Origin of the sequence: Rahnella perminowiae, from assembly GCF_019049695.1 — a bacterium.
In the GTDB taxonomy this organism is placed as follows: Bacteria; Pseudomonadota; Gammaproteobacteria; order Enterobacterales; family Enterobacteriaceae; genus Rahnella; species Rahnella perminowiae.
Genome location: NZ_JAFMOT010000085.1, coordinates 1 through 466, shown reverse-complemented (window position 1 = coordinate 466; position 466 = coordinate 1). Strand labels below are relative to the sequence as shown.

The window sequence follows — 466 nt, the reverse complement described above, 5'->3', positions numbered from 1 at the left end:
ATGTACGTCAGCGACCTCCAGCAATCTGCCCTTATCAAGTAGGGCGACGCGGTTACACAGCTTGCGAATCACGGACATTTCATGAGTCACAATCACGATAGTGACGTTAAACTTGTCATTAATATCCTTGAGACAGGCTAACACCGATTTGGTCGTTGCAGGGTCGAGTGCAGAGGTAGGCTCATCGGCAAGCATTACATGAGGCTTGGGTGCTAACGCGCGTGCGATACCTGCCCGCTGTTTTTGACCACCAGAGAGCTGGGCGGGATAGTGGTTGGCGCGATTGACCAAATCGACAATTTCAAGACATTCCATCACCCGCGGCTTGATGGCCGTTTTTTCCCAACCGGCAATTTCTAGGGCAAAGGCAATATTTTGTGCCACCGTGCGATTTGCCATCAGATTAAACTGCTGAAAAATCATCCCGATGTTTTGACGGGCATGGCGCAAATCGTGGGTGGATAGC

At 50.6% G+C, this 466-nt stretch carries 1 protein-coding gene; it reads right to left on the bottom strand.

Annotated elements, in window-relative coordinates; genetic code table 11:
* A partial coding sequence (locus J1781_RS00410; RefSeq protein WP_217233022.1) for an ATP-binding cassette domain-containing protein occupies window positions 1–466 on the bottom strand: 466 nt, incomplete at both ends.